Annotated in this window: 14 protein-coding genes; 8 read left to right on the top strand and 6 right to left on the bottom strand. The window is 55.4% G+C overall.

Features of this window, described 5'->3' with window-relative positions; translation table 11 throughout:
- The first annotated feature begins 44 nt into the window (after positions 1-44).
- Complete coding sequence (locus VFE46_13040; protein ID HZZ28920.1) at positions 45-788, top strand: amino acid ABC transporter ATP-binding protein; 744 nt, start codon at positions 45-47, stop codon at positions 786-788.
- Between the two features lie 17 nt (positions 789-805).
- Here VFE46_13040 and VFE46_13035 read toward each other — a convergent pair whose 3' ends face one another.
- The 3 genes from VFE46_13035 to VFE46_13025 form a co-directional block, all read right to left on the bottom strand.
- Positions 806-2,065, bottom strand: a complete 1,260-nt coding sequence (locus tag VFE46_13035) for a cytochrome P450 (GenBank protein HZZ28919.1) — start codon at positions 2,063-2,065, stop codon at positions 806-808.
- Between the two features lie 465 nt (positions 2,066-2,530).
- A complete protein-coding gene (gene ligA / locus VFE46_13030) occupies positions 2,531-4,528 on the bottom strand; it encodes an NAD-dependent DNA ligase LigA (protein HZZ28918.1) in 1,998 nt (665 codons plus the stop codon).
- An 84-nt stretch (positions 4,529-4,612) separates the two neighbouring features.
- Positions 4,613-5,383 (bottom strand): FkbM family methyltransferase, encoded by a 771-nt coding sequence (locus VFE46_13025; protein HZZ28917.1) that lies wholly within the window; start codon positions 5,381-5,383, stop codon positions 4,613-4,615.
- A gap of 206 nt (positions 5,384-5,589) precedes the next feature.
- Between VFE46_13025 and VFE46_13020 the strand changes: the two genes are divergently transcribed.
- Both VFE46_13020 and VFE46_13015 read left to right on the top strand, forming a co-directional pair.
- The gene (locus VFE46_13020) at positions 5,590-6,750 is read left to right on the top strand and encodes an N-acetyltransferase (GenBank protein ID HZZ28916.1); all 1,161 of its coding nucleotides are present in this window, start codon (positions 5,590-5,592) and stop codon (positions 6,748-6,750) included.
- Between the two features lie 136 nt (positions 6,751-6,886).
- Positions 6,887-8,230 (top strand): beta-ketoacyl-[acyl-carrier-protein] synthase family protein, encoded by a 1,344-nt coding sequence (locus VFE46_13015; GenBank protein HZZ28915.1) that lies wholly within the window; start codon positions 6,887-6,889, stop codon positions 8,228-8,230.
- Positions 8,231-8,416: 186 nt separating this feature from the next.
- Here VFE46_13015 and VFE46_13010 read toward each other — a convergent pair whose 3' ends face one another.
- A complete protein-coding gene (locus VFE46_13010) occupies positions 8,417-9,397 on the bottom strand; it encodes an NAD-dependent epimerase/dehydratase family protein (protein ID HZZ28914.1) in 981 nt (326 codons plus the stop codon).
- 193 nt (positions 9,398-9,590) lie between these two features.
- On the opposite strand from VFE46_13010, the gene VFE46_13005 reads away from it, so the two are divergent.
- Complete coding sequence (locus VFE46_13005; GenBank protein HZZ28913.1) at positions 9,591-9,983, top strand: helix-turn-helix transcriptional regulator; 393 nt, start codon at positions 9,591-9,593, stop codon at positions 9,981-9,983.
- Positions 9,961-10,857, top strand: a complete 897-nt coding sequence (locus VFE46_13000) for a hypothetical protein (GenBank protein HZZ28912.1) — start codon at positions 9,961-9,963, stop codon at positions 10,855-10,857. Before VFE46_13005 ends, VFE46_13000 begins: the two co-directional genes overlap by 23 nt.
- Positions 10,858-10,899: 42 nt before the next feature.
- Here the strand turns inward: VFE46_13000 and VFE46_12995 are convergent, their stop codons facing one another.
- Both VFE46_12995 and VFE46_12990 read right to left on the bottom strand, forming a co-directional pair.
- Positions 10,900-11,259: a hypothetical protein gene (locus VFE46_12995; GenBank protein ID HZZ28911.1), complete on the bottom strand. Its 360-nt coding sequence runs from the start codon at positions 11,257-11,259 to the stop codon at positions 10,900-10,902.
- A gap of 1 nt (position 11,260) precedes the next feature.
- Entirely contained in the window at positions 11,261-11,575 is a 315-nt protein-coding gene (locus VFE46_12990) for a DUF2089 family protein (protein ID HZZ28910.1), read from the bottom strand.
- A 640-nt stretch (positions 11,576-12,215) separates the two neighbouring features.
- Here VFE46_12990 and gyrA point away from each other — a divergent pair.
- The 3 genes from gyrA to VFE46_12975 all read left to right on the top strand — a co-directional run bounded on the left by gyrA (position 12,216) and on the right by VFE46_12975 (position 17,989).
- A complete protein-coding gene (gene gyrA, locus VFE46_12985) occupies positions 12,216-14,990 on the top strand; it encodes a DNA gyrase subunit A (protein ID HZZ28909.1) in 2,775 nt (924 codons plus the stop codon).
- A 110-nt stretch (positions 14,991-15,100) separates the two neighbouring features.
- Complete coding sequence (locus VFE46_12980) at positions 15,101-16,417, top strand: UDP-glucose/GDP-mannose dehydrogenase family protein (protein ID HZZ28908.1); 1,317 nt, start codon at positions 15,101-15,103, stop codon at positions 16,415-16,417.
- A gap of 231 nt (positions 16,418-16,648) precedes the next feature.
- Complete coding sequence (locus VFE46_12975; protein HZZ28907.1) at positions 16,649-17,989, top strand: beta-ketoacyl-[acyl-carrier-protein] synthase family protein; 1,341 nt, start codon at positions 16,649-16,651, stop codon at positions 17,987-17,989.
- Positions 17,990-18,009: the final 20 nt, after the last annotated feature.

Raw genomic sequence — 18,009 nt, 5'->3', positions numbered from 1 at the left:
GTCGTTCCTGGTTTCCTGGTTTCCTTATAAACCTACTGCTGCCCATGATTGAAACGGTTGATTTGCATAAATCGCACGGCCCGCTGCAAGTGCTACGGGGCGTGTCGTTAACCGTGGCCGAGGGAGAAGTGGCGGCCATCATCGGCCCCTCCGGCGGCGGTAAAAGCACGTTTTTACGCTGTTTGAACGGGCTGGAGAATTTTCAGGCTGGAGAAGTGCGCATTGGCGGCATCGCCCTCATGTCCGGATTGCCCAGCCGCCAAGCTCAGCAAACGTTGCGGGCCGTGCGATTGCAATTGGGAATGGTGTTCCAGCAATTCAATTTGTTCCCGCATTTAACCGTGCTGGAAAACGTGATTGAAGCGCCGATTCGCGTGTTAAAAATGCCCCGCCAGGAAGCCGTCGATCGCGCAAAATTGCTCTTGGATCGCGTCGGCCTGGCGGAAAAAATCGACGTGCGTCCCGACAAGCTTTCCGGCGGCCAGCAGCAGCGCGTGGCCATTGCCCGAGCGCTGGCCATGCAGCCCAAGGCGATGCTGTTCGACGAGCCGACCAGCGCGCTCGACCCGCGGATGACCGCCGAGGTGCTGGCCGTGATGGCCGATTTAGCCTCCAGCGGCCAAACCATGATTGTCGTCACGCATGCCATGAATTTTGCCCGCCGGGCCGCCAAAACCGTGCATGTGTTTCACGAGGGGGTGGTCGCCGAAAGCGGCCCGCCCGCACAAATTTTTGATGCGCCCCAAAATCCCGTCACCCGGGAGTTTCTGCGCGAATGCAACGCATAAGGCTGTCGATTTAAGCCTCACCGCCATTTCACTTCCAGCGGCAACGATTCAACTCCGCGCAAAACAATCCCGCGGTTCCAAGTCAACTTCTCTCGAGCAGTGGCCAGCCGGATATCGGTGGTTTGCTCCAGCAGAATCGTGAAAGCAATTTGTGCTTCTAAACGCGCCAAGGGCGCGCCAAGGCAGAAATGCGGCCCCAGGCCAAACGAAAGGTGCTTGTTCGGCTCCCGGGCAATGTCCAATTGATCGGGGTTCGAAAAGTGCTGCTCGTCCCGATTGGCCGAGGCAATGGCCGCCAACACTAACGATCCGCGCGGAATGGTTACGCCAGCAATAGTCACGTCTTCCTTCGTGTAACGTTCCGTTCCCGTTTCAACAGGGCTGGTAAATCGCAAGAGTTCCTCGACGGCCGTTTTGATCAAGCTTGGCTCCTGCCGCAATCGCTGCATTTGGTCGGGATGGTCGAGCAGGGCAAGCATGCCGCTGGCGATCAAGTTCACCGTGGTTTCATGCCCGGCAACCAGCAGCAAAAACATCATGGCCACCAGTTCATCTTCGCTGAGCTTGTCGCCGGCTTCTTCGGCCTCGAGCAAGGCGTTCAACAAGTCGTTCTGTGGCGCGGCCCGTTTTGCTTTGACCAGCTGGTGCAGGTAGCGGTTGAATCGCCAAATCACCGGCACGCTCCGCAAGATGCGGAATTTTTGCCCACCGCTGGCGATCATCTTAGTTGTCCAGCGATGAAATTTATGCCGGTCGTTGGCGGGAACCCCGAGCATCTCCGCAATGATGGTCGCGGGAATGGGAAGCGCAAACTGGCTGACCAAATCGATCGTTTTCCGCTGCTTGGCGGCCGCGAGTAATTCGGTCGCCAATTCGGCAATGCGCGGACGCAGCCGTTCCACCAAGCTGGGCTTAAAGGCCTGCTGCACTAAGGCCCGCAACCGCGTATGGTTGGGCGGATCCGAATGCAGCATGTGATGCATCAGCGGCAGCAAGAATTTTGGAACCCACGGTGGTTTGAGATTGGGATTATTTTCAAACAGGGTGCGAAATTCTTTCGAAAAGCGATCGTCTTTCAGCACCATGGCCACGTCGTCATACCGGGCGATAATCCACACCGGCATTTTGTCGGGCAACACCGTGCGATACACCGGTGCTTCTCGCCGCAGCCGGGCGTAGAACTCGACCGCCTGCGCTTTGAATTCGCGGCTGGTGATGTCCACCGGCTGCTGCGCGGTGACAGGCATTTTAACTTCGGCAGGCGCCACTGATTCCATATTGTGCTTCCCATTGGCTTGGTCTGAACAGATCGTATGCCACGTTGCCGGACTGCTTCAAGTGCAATCGTGTGCGCGTTGAAAATGCCGTGGCTTTGACAAATCCGCCGGGCAACGTAGTTTTCTAAGAGCGTCTAACAAAATGACCTAGGGCATATTGTTTGGGTGAATTACAGTAGTAGCAGCACAAGGAGGTGCTGTCATGGCGAAACCAATTTTGGATGATGCACTGTAGAGGTCACCGTGGACGCGGGAGAAAAACTAAAACCCGCAGCGATTAGCCACAGATGAACACAGATAAACAACGGATAAAAAAAGAACAGGCAACGAATTAGTCTCTTGCTGTTCAACGAGTTGGCTCAAAAACTCCTTATCCGATACATCCGTGTTTATCTGTGGCTCTTTATTTCCATTTCTTTTTTTTCTGCGTTCCTCCGTGTCCTCTGCGGTTAATAAATTCTGGCATCACTGTTTAATCAGTTTATTGAACTCGGCTTCGCTGAGAATCGGCACGCCGAGTTTTTTCGCTTTATCGAGTTTGCTACCGGCTTCCTCGCCGGCCACTAAATAATCGGTCTTTTTCGAAACGCTGGAAGCGGCGCGGCCGCCGAGTTGTTCAATCAACCCCTCGATTTCCTCGCGGCTATATTTTTCCAACGTGCCGGTAACCACCAGCGTTTTTCCCGCCAACGGTCCGGTGGCGGCCGATTTTTTCGGGGCTGTCATGTTCACGCCCTGTTCGGCCAGGTCGTCAATGGCGGCGCGGCCGAATGGGTTATGCAGAAACTCGTACACGCTGTGGGCAATCGTCGGGCCAATTTCGTTGACTTCCGATAGTTCTTCCTCGCTGGCGGCAGACAATTCTTTCATTGAACCGAAATGCTCGGCCAATAGCGTTGCCACCCGATTGCCGACGTGACGAATCGATAGCGCATTCAGCAGGCGGGCCAATCCGCGCGATTTGCTGGCCTCGATTTGTTCCAAAAAATTGTTGGCCGATTTTTCTCCCATCCGTTCCAGGCTGCACAGTTGCGCGAGCGTGAGCCGGTACAGATCGGCGTAGCTAGCCACCAGCTTATCGTGCACCAATTGCTCCACGAGTTTGTCGCCCAGGCCTTCGATATCCATGGCGTTGCGGCTGGCGTAATAGCGCAGCCGTTCGCGCATTTGTGCCGGACACTGTAAATTCGGGCAGCGGATGTAAACGCCCTTTTCGTCTTTCACCAATTTGGTATGACATTCGGGACATTTGGTCGGAAAATGAAACGGCTCCAGTTCTGTTTCACGTTTGTGTTTTTCAGTGCGGACGATGTGCGGGATGACTTTGCCGGCTTTTTCCACGATCACAATATCGCCAACGCGGCAATCTTTACGTTCGATTTCATCCGCGTTGTGCAGGCTGGCGCGGCGAATGACGCTGCCGGCCAGTTCGATGGGCTCCAGTTCGGCAAACGGCGTTACCGCCCCCGATTTACCGACGCTTACTTTGATGTCCAACAGCCGCGTCGGGCCTTCAAATTTTTCAAACTTGTAGGCGATCATCCAGCGTGGACTTTTGGAAGTGGTGCCCAATCCCTGGCGTTGATCGAAGCGGTTGACCTTGAGCACCAGGCCGTCGACTTCAAAATCGAGCTCGTGCAATTTTTCAATGAGCTGTTCGCAATGCTCCAGCGCCGCCTCGAACGTCGCAAAGCTTTCCACCAGGGGCGTGGCCGGCAATCCGTAGCTGCGCATTTCGTCGAGAAACTGCATGTGCGTTTGGGCTTTTAGACCCTCGACGTATCCCACGCTGTGGCAGAAAAATCGCAGCCGACGCTGGGCACAAATGCGTGGATCCAGCAAGCGAATGCTGCCTGCGGCACAATTGCGGGTATTGGCGTAAGGCGGTTCGCCGCGATTGGCTTGCTGCTCGTTCAGGCGGACCAAATCTTCGTTGGTCATGTACACTTCGCCGCGCACCTCCAGCACCGGCGGAATGTGTTTGCCGTGCAGCCGTTGGGGCACGCCGCGCACGGTTTTGATGTTGTGCGTGACATCGTCGCCCACTTGACCGTTGCCGCGCGTGGCGCCCAACACCAACTGCCCGTGCTCGTACAGCAAGGCGACTGCCACGCCGTCGATCTTCAACTCCACGACCCATTCGACTTTTTCGCCGGCCAGCAGCTTGGCGATGCGTGTTTCATACTGCCGCAGCTCTTCCACGCTGTACGAATTGTCGATCGACAGCATGGGCAGCCGATGCTGTACGTGCTTCAGGCCAGATACAGGCTGCTCTCCCACACGCTGAGTGGGGCTGTCGGGCGTGATGAGTGTCGGATGCTCCGCTTCCAGTTTTTTCAGCCGTTCTAGAAGCTTGTCGTACTCCTGATCGCTGATTTCCGGAGCGGCGTCGATGTAATACTTGCGGTCGTGAGCGCGAATTTCCTCGCGGAGATGCTCAATTTCCCGAGAGACGTTCGACATGGCGGTCAATGAAAAAACGCGTCCGGACGGCAGAAATTTAACAACGTCGATACTTCTATTTTACTTTGCGTGGAGGCATCGTCCTTATTTCCGCACGGCCCAGAGCATTCCGTATTTCATAAACGTGTATTCGAACCACGATTTATGCACTTCCACGCGGAAGCCGTTCCGGTTGAGCAGCTCGATCAATTCACTGCGGTGCTGGTCTGGCGCGTATTCGTGGAACTCCATGGCAATTTTATCGATGCGGGCAAAGGTGTCGTCGTCCAGCTCGCGGAAAATTTCATACTCGCCCCCTTCGCAATCGCACTTCAAATAATTGACGCGGCTCACGCCATTTTCGTCCAAAATCTTCCGCAGCGATTTAACCGGCGCCCGCTCCGTCACCGGTGCCGATTGATATTTGCGGTACAAGAGCCAAATGAAAAACTTGGTCCACATTTTGGGCTGCCAGCCGGCGTGATGGTTCACAATGTTGAAGCCCGGGTAAGTGACAATTTCAAACGTGCCGCCATCGTTGCCGGCCGCCGCCTGCACCGGCGCCACGTTGGTAATGCCGTTGCGTGCCAGGTTCAGGCGCAGCACGTCGATGGCGCTAGTGGGCTCAATGGCAATGACCTTTCCCTGCGGTGCTTGCCTGGCAGCCCACAGCACAAACACGCCCATGTTCGCGCCAATATCGACAATGGTATCGGTCGGCTGAATTTGGAAACCGGGATAATCGTAGCGCCGTTTTTTGAAAATTTCGTTGACCACGTAGCCGGCCGCGGCCCGTTGCTGCGGCGTGGCCAGCCAAAGCGACAGACCGTCGGCCAGGTCGATTTTGCTTTGCGGATCCATCGTGGCGGTGGGCATGACAAGAGTTCAATTCTGTAGATGCGAGAATTGCCAGCGCTAAGAATTGCTATTCGATATTATCTCGCTCCCGGTCCATGGGTGTAGGGGGAATTTCTCGGCTGTGGCGGTTTTGTCCGGACTTGACCGACCTTTCGACTACTGCCATAGTGCAACGTTTCCCGGCGATTGCAGATTGCTTACTCTTTGGCTTTAAGCAGTATCCTATGGCGGATGCCACGATTGAAGTGCAGCCCACGCGAAGTTGGCGCGACCGCCGCGCGTTCATGAAATTCGCCTGGGATCACTACCGCAACGATCCCATGTGGATTCCGCCGCTGCGGGGCGAGTTCAAGCGGCTGGTGGGTTGGAAATATCATCCGTTTCAAGAAATCGGCGAAGTGCAAACGTTTATCGCTCGCCGCAACGGGCAAGTGGTCGGGCGGATTGCCGGCATTGTTAATCACGAGCATAACCGGCACCACCACGAGCGGCGCGGCTTCTGGGGCTTCTTCGATTGCATTGACGACAAGGCGGTGGCCCACGCACTATTCGATGCAGTCCGTTCCTGGCTGGCGGAGCGAAATTTGCACGCCCTGCGCGGCCCGGTCAATCCTTCGTTCAATTACGAAATTGGTTTGCTCATCGAAGGCTTTGACGATCCGCCCACGTTCATGATGACGTACAACCCGCCGTACTATGCGGCCTTGATCGAGTCATACGGTTTCGCCAAAGCGCACGATTTATTTGCCTACATCGGCTACAAGAAAGATCTCGACCATCAGGTGCCCCGCGTCGCCACGCTGGTGAATCGTGTTACCGAAACGTTCAACGTGAAAACGCGCCCCATGGATCGCGGCCGCTTCCAGGAAGATCTGGAAACGTTTCTGCACGTCTACAACGCCTCGTTCCTGCACATTTGGGGCTTTGTGCCCATCACCCGGGCCGAAATCCAATGGACGGCCCGCGATCTGAAACATCTCATCATTCCGGAGCTGACGTGCGTGGCCGAAGTGGAGGGCAAAGCCATTGGCGCCGTGTTCGGCCTGCCCGATTACAATCCTCGCATTAAAGCCATCGATGGCCGGCTGTTTCCGTTCGGCTTTCTCAAGTTACTCAGTAAAAAACGGAATTTAAAGCGGGTGCGCCTCATCAGCACCAACGTAATTCCCGAATATCAAAAATGGGGCATTGGCGTGGTGCTGCTAATTAGTTTGGTCCCCAAGGGGCTGGCAATTGGCATGGAAGAAGCCGAATTTTCCTGGGTTTCCGAAGCCAACACCCTGGCCGTAGCTAGCTTGGAAAAAGGGGGTGCCCGGCTGTATAAAAAATATCGGCTCTACGATTTGGCCGCCACCGAACACCTGGCCAAAATCAATGACCAATGACGAATGACTACTGTCGAATGCAGCTTGAATGACGAAGTTTCAAACCTAGCGCACTCTTTAAGTTCTCGGATAGAATTTCGTCATTTGGCATTCGTCATTCTTTCGACATTCGAAATTAGTCATCTTCTCCTCTGCCATGAGCCAAGCCGACCAACACCGCGATGTCGTCATCACCGGCCTGGGCGTGGTCAGCCCTATCGGCATTGGCCCGAAGGCGTTTTGGTCGTCGCTGCAAGCCGGCCGTAGCGGAGTGCGGCCCATTACGCAGTTCGACACCAGCGCGCTGCCCGTCCAGTTTGGCGCCGAGGTCGTCGATTTCGATCCCAAAGCCTACGTTCGCCCGCGAAAAAGCTTGAAATTGATGTCGCGCGAAATTCAATTCGGCTTTGCCGCCGCCGATATGGCCGTTACCAGTGCCGGCCTCACTTCGCCATTCGCCGAGCCGGACCGCTGCGGCGTGGTGTTTGCCGCCGACATGATTTATTGCGAACTGGCCGAACTGGAAAACGCTTACCGTCGCTGCCTGGCGCAAGGCGAATTCGATTTTGCCGACTGGGCCCCGGCGGCCATGACCGATGTTTATCCGCTCTTCTTGCTCCGCAATTTGCCCAACATGATTGCCTGCCACGTGGCCATCGTCCACGATGCCCGCGGGCCGTGCAACACCATTGGCCACAGCGATGTCGGCAGCCTGGCGGCCCTGGCCGAAGCGGTGCGGGCCATCGAGCGCGATTCCGCCGATGTGATGCTTGCCGGCGGCGTGGGGTGCCGCATCCATCCTACCGCGATGGCTTATCGAGGCGACGGAGATCTATCGCATCGCAGCGATGATCCCGCTTCCGCGAGCCGCCCATTCGATGCCCAGCGCGATGGCCTGGTCAACGGCGAGGGAGCGGCCGCGTTTGTCTTGGAAAGCAGGCAGCACGCCCAGCGCCGCGGCGCGCCCATTTTGGCGCAAGTGTTAAGTTATGCCAGCGCTCATGAGCCACTGCGCGGCAACCAGGCAGTCTACGCCGAGCCGCTAACCGGGTCAGCGATTCGGCAGGTCATTGCCGAAGCGCTCCGCCGCGCCCATTTGCAGCCGGGCGAAATCGGCCACGTGAACGCCCATGGCCTCAGCACTATGGAAGATGACCGCTGCGAAGCCCAAGCCATTCACGCGCTGTTGGGCGATGTGCCCGTGACGGCTCCCAAAAGTTTCTTCGGCCATCTGGGCTCCGGCGGCGGCGCGCTGGAACTGGCCGCTTCCGTTGTCGGGCTGCAGGCGGGCGAAATTCCCATCACGCTCAATTACCAACATCCTGATCCCGCTTGCCCGGTAAATGTAATTCACGGCTCAGCGCTACGCACCAATCGCGGAACCGCTTCCCTGCATGTGTTCTCCGGAGAATCTTCCCTCGGTGCCGCTTCCAATACGGTGCTCAAACTCAGCACTTCACGCCTGGGCCACGCCGCCGCGATGATCATTGCGGCAGGCTGAGAATCCAAAGACTGAAAATCCAAGGGCCCTGTTTAGTGCAGGTCTTACATAGAGATAGCGTTTCCAACATAGCCGGAAGGCCACGCCTTCCGGACCCGGATGCTGTGAACATCCTGCTAGCACCGCTACGGGAATAGCACTTCTACTTGGTTAGCGCCGCCGCCGGCCACGCAACCGCCAAGCTTTTCATTTCTTCACATACCCGTGCTGCTTCAGCCACTGCCAGGCGTCGGAGGCCGATTGATCCAGGCTGCGGGTGTGGTAGCCCAATTCGGCGGCGGCTTTCGCGCTGGAATAATTCTTGGGGAGCAGCGACATGGCCGTGGCGGCGGAATTCACGTCGCTTTCGTGCCCGGTAATCCAAGTCAGTAAATCGCCCGCACGCCCAATCAGCTTGATGGTTGGTTGAATGGCGGTGCGAATCGGCGGCCGCGAGCCGGTAGTGGGAGCCAAGATTTTCAGCGCTTTGCGATAGGTCAGCGTTTGGCCGGCTAAAATGTAGCGCTGCCCGGTCCGTCCCCGCTCCAGCGCCGCCAAAATTCCGGCCGCCACGTCGCGCACGTCGCAGTACGAATTAGTGCCCGGCGGCGCAAGCATCGCCCAGCCGCTGGAAATTTTGAGCAGCATGCGTCCCGAAGAGGGCTTCCAATCCCAAGGGCCCAGCATGAAGCCGGGATTCACAATCACTCCGTTCAAGCCCCGGGCCACACACTCCAGCACTACTTGCTCCGCCTCGCGCTTGGTAATGACGTACGGGCAAGGGACTTCGCCATCGACAGGCGTGTTTTCATCGACCGGGTTGTCCAGCGAGCGCACGGCCAGGGCATCAATGCTGGAAACGTGAACGAGGCGCGCCCCCTGCTGCAAAGCCGCCTCGGCCACGTGACGTGTTCCCTCGACGTTAATGGCCCGTTGCTCGGCCAGGCCCGTCCAGCCAATGTGCACCATGCCGGCACAGTGAATGACTTTCTCCGCGCCTGCCATGGCCCGCTGGATCGAAGCGGCATCGCACACGTCGCCCGGCACTTTTTCCACCGCCAAGCCGTCAAACGGCTGCGAACTGCTCCCTGCGCGCACCAGTACGCGCACCGCTTGGCCCCGTGCCAGCAATAACCGCACCACGTTGTTTCCTAAAAAACCGCTGCCGCCGGTAACAAACGTCGTCATCTTGGTTATCGTGTGGTAAATTGCCGCGAGCGGTATTTCTTTGATCCACGCCCAGCTTGCGTTTGTTTATCGCGCCGCGGCAAAAGCGGCAATCCCACACCAACTTGGTTGCCCCCCTGGAAAAAACTTAATCTCCGCGGGCCGTCTGCCGATAGACCTTGCCATACATCGAACCTTGAGGTATAAGCCCGCCATGCCAAAACACACCGCGAAAAACACCAACCCTGATTTTCTCAATGGCGTGCCGGAGTTGCTGCTATTGCAACTGCTGGCACGCCGACCGATGCACGGTTACGAGCTTGTGCAGGCCATTGAGCAATCGACGGGCCAAGTGCTGGAATTCGGCGAAGGGTGCATTTATCCGGTGCTGCACCGATTGGAAAAAGACGAATTTTTAGCCAGCCGCCGCGAAACGGTGAATGGCCGCAGTCGCGTGGTTTATCGCCCGACCGCCGCCGGACGTAAACGGTTGGCTGGCAGCACGGCTGCCTGGCGCAGCATCGTAGGCGCCGTGAACCAGGTTTTAAGCGGCGAACCCGTCAGCGAAATACTCGGTGGAAAACATGGAAAACCAGCCGGCGCGTGAACAGTTGATTGCGGAGCTCAAGCGGCACAAATTGCCGCGCGCCTACATCCAGCGCCTGCTGGCCGAATGGGACGATCACCTCGTAGACCTTCAGGATGAAAGGAGCACGGACATGGACTCGTCCGAAAATACAGGCACCTCAACTTATAAAGCCGCGACCGCTGATGACGCCAGTTATAAAGCCGCGACCGGTGGTCGCGCCGCCGACCATAAAGCCGGCGATGGTATCGCCGCTCCGAGCAACATCCTGAATTTCCAGCAGCGCCTGGGCGATCCCGCTCAACTCGCCGCTTTCGCCGCCCAGCAATACCGCAACCGCAGCTTCTTGGGCCGGCATCCCATTTTTACGTTCGTCGCACTGCCATTGCCGCTCGCAATGCTTTTAGTGACCGCAATTTTCTTTGCGACGTATTTTATTGGCCAAGGATTAATCTGGATCTTCCAGGGCGGTGCGGACGATTCTGCTGCCACTTTTGCCTTTTATAACCAGCATCCATTGCTAATTAATCTGCTCATGGCCGTAGTCGCTTGGATTTGGACAATTCTGCCGCCGCTTGTGTTGGCGCTGTTCATGTGCCGCATCGCGCGCCGCAATGCCCGAAGTTATCGCTGGTCATTGGCAGCCTGTCTGTTGATCGCTATTTGGGCCGGGATGTTCTTCGTTCAATATGCTGGGCCTACTCGGCCTGGCAATGGAACGGTGATGATGGGATTAGCGCTTTATTGGCCAATTAATCAGTATGTTCTGCTCAGTTTCCTGCCAAAATTTCTATTAGCCCTGGCCATCGGCCTGCTACTCATCAAGCGCGCCCAGCGATTGCAGACAATCGAACAGCAGCGTGAAGAAGATGGGATTTTGCGCCGAGCGGCATAGGCAGACTGCAACAGCATCGCTCACGCATTTCCAAGCCGACGATCAACCGTTCCGCAGCGCCTCGGCGTCCAGCCGGCGCTCTTCCGCTTGGCGGTATTGCATGTGCATTACCGGCGTCAAACATCCAAATACCGTTGTGAAAATAAAACCACCCAAGATCGGTCCAAACCAAATGTCCCACGGTTGCCCAGCGAAGATGGCATAGGCCCCGAATAACAACTGGCAAATGCCCAAGATGATGCAGCAATAAAACATGCCCATGATCCATGTTCGCCCACGGCCGCGCCTGACCAACAAGCCTCCGAACGAACCCAGCGTGCCGCCCAAAAGACCTCCCAAACTTCCGACAATTGCGCCATACCAAGCGCCGATAGTAATCGGTTCAAACCATGGTTCGACCATTTTACGTCTCCTGTGCTTGTTGAATTTCTTTTTGATGTACCGCCAGCACGCGCCGCGCCGCCAGGGCACTGATTTCCCCTTTCGCCACCATGCCGGCCAGCAACTCTTTGAGCGGATCGAGCGGTTGCCCGCGGCGCAATTCTTCCAGCCGCTTGATCAGCCGATCGAGCCGAGTGCGAATCGTGGGGTAACTCACGCCGTACCCTTCGGCCACGTCTTTCAGTGAACCGGAAGCCAGCACGAAGCGAATCACAAACTCGCGATCGGCATCGTCCAGTTGCTCCAGCGGAGGCTGTGCTTCGGTCTCGGTTTTCATGAAGGGGCTCTTAGATGACCTCTGCACACCGCAAACGCATTAAAATTCTGATCTAAATAAAATGTAACTATAGTTTAATAAAATTAAACAACACTTTTGGGTGGTTGCGTGCGATGAGCGCGGATAATTTGAAGTCCGCTTCGGCGGTGTGATCGCTGGTCTTGGGGAGCGCAGTTTGGACGGCGGAAATGAATCCGATTGTGCAGTTGTAAGTCATTGTTTCATATGACTTTGCGATTCGATGCGTGGCCCATTTTGCTCATTGTGAAAGGGGGTAAAATCGGGTATATTTACTCTTTGTGCCCGCGGCCGAAAGCGGTCACTGAGAAGACGCAGCAAAGACACTGTAAAGACGATGCTTTGCGATGCTGGCTTGGGCCACCTCCCCCACATCGCACGTGCCAAACGCAGTCCAACAAATACCCCAACAATCGATCAACAATTCATTCCCGTGAACGCAAACCCAGACAAATCGGTGACCAGTTTTACTCCGCAGCGCTGGGAATTTTTCGCGCGTTGCCGGGAGGGTGCTGTCGGGAATTGTCAGATTTTGTCGCCCAAGAAAAATTCGCGCCAAAATATCCCCGGGCGCGAATATTTCAGAATTCGATCGCATAATTCGCTACGAAAGGATTGACCTGTGTCGACAGACGGAAACGAAACCGACGGACCGGACGACTTGACACCTCCCCAGAACAATGGTGGAGCGGGGACCGCTGGCGCAGGGGACTTGCCACCCCAGGGAAAGGTGATCGAGCTGCCCATCGAACAGGAGTTGAAAGAAAGCTACCTGACCTATGCGATGAGCGTGATCGTCAGTCGTGCTTTGCCCGACGCGCGCGATGGATTAAAGCCCTCGCAGCGCCGCATTTTGGTGGCCATGAACGATTTGAATCTTACGCCCGGCGCCAGCCGCGTGAAGTGCGCAAAAATTTCCGGCGACACCAGCGGCAATTATCATCCCCACGGCGAAAGCGTGATTTATCCTACGCTGGTGCGCATGGCCCAGGAATGGAACATGCGCTACGTGCTGGTCGACAAGCAAGGCAACTTTGGCTCCATTGCCGGCCTGCCTCCAGCAGCCATGCGATATACCGAAGCCCGCATGTCGCAGCACGCGGCAATTTTGTTGGACGATTTAGAACTCGACACGGTCGATTATGTGCCCACCTATGACGAACGGCGCACCGAGCCGACCGTGTTGCCCTCGAAATTGCCGAATTTGTTGGTGAATGGCTCCGGCGGCATCGCGGTGGGCATGGCGACCAGCATTCCGCCGCACAATCTCAACGAAGTATGCGATTGCCTTATCCGCGTGATCGACGAGCCGGGCGTTTCGATCGATCAACTGCTGGAAATTTGCCCCGGGCCTGATTTCCCCACCGGCGGCACGGTCATGGGGCGCAGCGGCATTCGCCGCGCCTATCACTCCGGCCGCGGCACCATTACGCTACGTGCCCGCAGTCGGATTGAAGAACACGGCAAGGGACGTTTTCGCATTGTTGTGAACGAAGTGCCGTTCCAGCAGAATCGCGACGCGGTGGAAGAAAAAATCGCCGAGCTCGTTTCCGAAGATAAAATTGTCGGTATTTCGGCGGCCCGCAACGAAAGCGATTTGAAAGAGCCGGTGCGCTTGGTTTATGAACTCAAGCGCGATGCCGACCCAGAAATTGTACTGAACCAGTTGTACCAATTCTCGCCGCTGCAGGATACGTTTTCGATCATTTTGCTGGCGCTGGTGGATGGCAAGCCGCGCGTGTTATCGTTCAAGGCCTTGCTTGAGGAATTTGTTCGGCACCGCGTTTCGGTCATTCGCCGCCGCACACAGTTTTTGCTCTCCAAGGCCCGGCAGCGCAAGCACACCGTGGAAGGCCTGCTGCTGGCATATGCCAACATTGACGAAGTAATCCGAATCATCCGCTCCTCGAAAACTCAGCCCGAGGCCAAAGCTCGGTTGATGGGGATAGAATCGCCGGCTGCCTTAATGCACCGGGCATTAGGCGATGCCGGCTTTGCCGCGTTTCAGCAGGAGCGCGGCGTGCGTGAAACCTACACGCTGACCGCCGTTCAGGCTGATGCCATTTTGAAGATGACGTTGGGCCAGTTGGTGAACTTGGAACAAGAAAAACTCAGTGGCGAACATCAAAAATTGCTGGAAGAAATTTCTGAACACCAGCACACGCTGTCGGACGAGAAGCATATTTTAGCGATTGTTCGCAGCGATTGCCTGGAGCTAAAGCGCAAATACGGCGACAACCGCCGCACGGAAATCAGTGGCGAAGAAATCGGCCAGATGAATCTGGATGAACTGATCACCGAAGAAACGATGGTCGTTTCCATCAGCCATAACGGGTACATCAAGCGCACGCCGTCGAGCACCTATCGGGCCCAGCGACGCGGCGGCAAGGGAATTATTGGCTCACGAACCGAGGAAGAAGATCCAATTCAGCATTTGTTTGTCGCCAGCACGCACGATTATTTGCTGTTCTTCACGAACTACGGCAAAGTGTATTGGCAAAAAGTGTACGACTTGCCGCAACTCAGCCGCGAAAGCCGTGGCAGGGCCGTGGTGAATTTGTTGAACTTGGCCGAGGGAGAGAAAATTGCCAGTTGCTTGAACATTCGCGATTTTTCACTGCCGGACCATTACCTGGCGATGGCCACGCGAAACGGATTGGTAAAGAAAACGGCGCTGGATGCGTACAGCCGGCCAAAACGTGTGGGAATCATCGCCATCAACCTGCGCGAAAACGACGAATTGGTCGACGTGGTGCTCACGAAGCCCGGCGACGAATTGGTTGTATCTTCTGCGCGCGGCCAGGCCATTCGTTTTCGACAATCGAATGTCCGGCCGATGGGACGCAATTCCACTGGGGTGCGCGGCATTCGCTTGCGAGGCGACGATCGAGTGGTCGGCATGGTGGCGGCGGTTCCTGAAGCGGCGCTTCTTACCGCTTGCGAATTGGGTTTCGGTAAGCGTACCTCATTCGGGCCCAACAGTCCGCAAGACGATGCCGCTGCCACCACACCTCCGGCTGGCGAGGAGGAAACCGAATTGCTTGGTGGCCCCGTCGAAAGTGTTCCCGATGCCGAAGAGGGGGAATCGGAAGTTGCCGAGGGGGAAGAAACGGAATCGTCGGCGGCACGTTATCCTACTAAAAATCGTGGTGGCTTGGGCGTTCGCGATATTCGGACGGATCGCAATGGGCCGGTCGTCGGCATTTCCTGTGTTTATGAAGACGATGAAGTGTTGATGATGACGGCCCGTGGAAAAATTCAACGAGTAGCAGTGCGGGAAATTCGCATTACCGGTCGTAATACACACGGCGTGCGAATTATGAGCTTGGAAGAAGGGGACACCTTGGTGGCCATCGCCCGAGTCCCCCCCGACGAGCGAGAAGAAACTGCCGAATAAGTAATGGTTTGCATCTTTCCGGTTTCTAATTACCTTAGCTGGGGGGCTTATTTGCTCTTTTTCAGGCTGCGAAACCATCATCTGCAAAACACTTTTCCCATTTAGTTTCTATGCGTATTGCTGTCATCGGCACCGGTTACGTCGGCCTAGTTACGGGCACCTGTTTTTCCGAAAGCGGAAATGAAGTTACGTGCGTCGACATCGATCAGGAGAAAGTCGAACGACTTTCCCGCGGTGATGTGCCGATTTACGAACCAGGGCTGGCCGAATTAGTTGCTCGGAATTTGGAGGCACAGCGATTGCAGTTTACCACCGATTTGGCGGCTACCGTCAAGCCTGCGAAGTTGATTTTTTTGGCCGTCGGCACACCCCCGTCCGAAGACGGCTCCGCTGATTTGTCGGCTTTGTGGAAAGTGGTTAACGCCATCGCGCCACACCTGCGGTCCGATGCCATCGTAGTGACCAAAAGTACGGTGCCGGTGGGCACCGCAGCTAAAATTGCCGCCCGCCTAAAGGAACTTATCGGTCGAGACTGCGATGTAGCCAGCAACCCCGAATTCTTGAAAGAAGGTGCGGCTCTGGATGATTTCCAAAAGCCAGATCGAGTGGTGGTTGGCGTGCGCCGACCGGAAGTAGCCGACGTGTTGCGGACCTTGTATGCACCATATCTGCGTACCGAAAAGCCATTTTTAGTGATGTCGCCGGAAAGCTCTGAAATGACTAAGTACGTTGCCAATGCACTGTTGGCGACGAAAATTAGTTTTATCAATGAAATGGCTAATCTCTGTGAGCGAATGCAGGCAGATATTGACGATGTGCGCCGCGGCATTGGGCATGATCAGCGCATTGGCTTTGCATTTTTATTTCCTGGAGTTGGATACGGCGGCAGTTGTTTTCCCAAAGATGTATTGGCTCTATCATCAATGGCTCGCCAAAATTATTTGCTTCCGCAAATTTTGGATGCTGTTCACGAAGTAAATAATCGGCAGAAAACAGTATTGGGCGAAAAAATTGAGCGATACTTTGGCGGTCAGTTGAAAGGCAAAACGATTGCGATTTGGGGTTTGGCTTTTAAGCCTCGCACCGACGATATTCGTGATGCTCCGGCGCTGGTGCTGATTAACCGACTGCTGGAATTAGGCACAAGACTGCAAGTTCATGATCCGGAAGCTATGCCCAACGTACGGGCAATTTATGAAGATCGTTTGGTGTACAGCGAACTGCCTTTGCAGGCGCTTGATGGGGCAGACTGTGTGGCGATCGTGACTGAGTGGGGTGAATTCCGAAATCCCGATTTTGATGAGATGCGCCGACGGTTAAAGCAACCGGTGATTTTCGATGGGCGGAATCTTTATAACTCTCGACAAATGAAATCGCTTGGGTTTACATACCACTGCATTGGTAAGCCGCCGATAGAAGCGAAATAATGTTCTCAAATGAGTAGTCCGAATTTTTGCTAAGCAGTAAAAATAGTGCTAGCATCTTTAGAGACTGCACAATGGCAGTCGTTTCTTTCAATCGATCTTTCCGAGACTGGCGACGTTCAGTATCCTTTCGCTTCAAGTGTCACTCTATTGCACTTGAAGTTCTTGGGCTTCGAATAATCTCTCAATTTCCGTGCCGGAATCGCTCACGACGGACGGTCCTCAGCAGGTGTCATGATGCGCAATCGGGTGGTTATAACCGGTCTCGGTTGCGTGACTCCGCTGGGTTCCGAGGTGCACGAGGTTTGGGATCGATTAACCGCGGGACGTTCAGCTGTCGGGCGTCTTACGCTGTTTGATGCTAGCCATTTTCCAGTGCAAATTGCCGCCGAGGTAAAAGATTGGACTATTGCCGAGGTGGGCGAAGACCCGCAGCGCTGGCGACACCATCCGCGGCAAACGCTCTTTGCCGTTGCTTCCGGAATCAAAGCCATGCGCTCCGCTGGATTGGACACGAATGAAAACGGGTATCACAACGTTAGAATTAATCCTCTTCGTTTTGGAATTTATTTAGGTTGCGGAGAAACTTATCAGGATTGGAATCAATTTGCCCAAATGATGGCCAGTTCGATGGACGGAGAAGAATTTCGTCCAGAAAAATTCACGGAACAGGCTTTACGATTATGGTGTTCTGATAATGAACTGGAGCTGGAATTGAACATGCCGGCCGCACACTTGGCGGCCCTATTCAATGCCCAAGGTCCCAATGCCAATTGCATTGCTGCCTGTGCGTCCAGCAGTCAGGCAATTGGTGAAGCGGCAGACATGATTCGCAGTGGCGAAGTCGACGTTATGTTAGCGGGCGGTGCGCATAGCATGATCCATCCTTTTGGAATCAGCGGTTTTTACCGACTTAGTGCACTGTCGCAACGAAATGATGACCCATCTCACGCTGTGCGGCCTTTCGACCGTGATCGAGATGGTTTTGTTGTTGGTGAAGGTGCGGCCTTGGTTGTGCTGGAGTCGCTGGAACATGCACAGCGCCGCGGAGCCGAGATTTGGGCAGAGCTTACCGGCTATGGCTCCGCACAAGATGCTTATCGTATTACCGATGTGCATCCCCACGGTCGCGGCGCAGCTGCTTGCATGAGTTTGGCCCTGAAGGATGCTGGTTTAAGGCCGGAGCAAATCAACTACGTTAATGCTCATGGTACCGGTACGGTTCTCAACGATAAAATGGAAACGCTAGCCATCAAACATATTTTCGGTGACGATGCGTATCGAGTGCCCATTTCGAGCACGAAAAGCATGATGGGACATTTCACCACCGCCGGGGGCGCGATTGAATTGATAATTAGCGTTTTGGCGACGCGTAATGGTGTTTTACCGCCGACCATCAATTATGAAACATCTGATCCGGATTGCGATTTGGATTATGTCCCGAACGTGGCACGCGAAGCAACTTGTCGCCATGTTCTCAGCAATAGTTTTGGTTTTGGGGGACAAAATGCAGCCTTAATAGTTTCGCAGTTCGACGAACATCGCCGCAATTTGGTGGCGAAACGCGCCGCATGACGCTCAGATATTCCATCGTT

The organism is Pirellulales bacterium, assembly GCA_035656635.1.
In the GTDB taxonomy this organism is placed as follows: domain Bacteria; phylum Planctomycetota; class Planctomycetia; order Pirellulales; family JADZDJ01; genus DATJYL01.
This window is presented reverse-complemented; position numbering and strand designations above follow the sequence as displayed.